The sequence below is a fragment of the Massilia sp. 05N420 genome (assembly GCF_056397205.1).
On record NZ_JBFTMX010000178.1, the window covers coordinates 1 to 452 of the forward strand.

Sequence of the window (452 nt, forward strand, 5' to 3'; positions counted from 1 at the left end):
TTCCCCCACAGGAGGACATGCAGCTGAGGCAGTACCCTCGCTTCGAACCAACGATCCTCGGTGACCTTGCCGACCAGCCAGTGCATTCGGTCCATCACGCCATCGATGTCGACGACAGCCTCTTCTTCTGTCGGGGGCGGTGGGGTGTGGTTTCCGGGTTGGAGAAAGATGGGGTAGGCGGGAAACCGATTGGCGACGCCTCGAGCAAACGCGTAGTCGGCATCGTCGAACACCACCATCTTGATCACGGTCTGCGGACGGTCCGCCGCCAAGCTGAGGCAAGACGAGAAAACCTCCCAGTCGGGGTCCATTCCGCTGGAGGGCGGCTTGGGGCTCAGAACGAGTGCATCAAGCCGTCCGAACCAGTCCTTTGCGATACTGCCCTGCGTTTCCAAGGCGAACCGGTAGCCTCGCTCATGTCCGAGGTCGATGAGCGGTCCAAGAGGCTGGAT

At 61.3% G+C, this 452-nt stretch carries 1 protein-coding gene; it reads right to left on the minus strand.

Annotated elements, in window-relative coordinates; genetic code table 11:
• The coding region (locus tag AC1DIX_RS27860; protein WP_477328589.1) for a hypothetical protein at positions 1–452 on the minus strand (452 nt) is incomplete at both ends.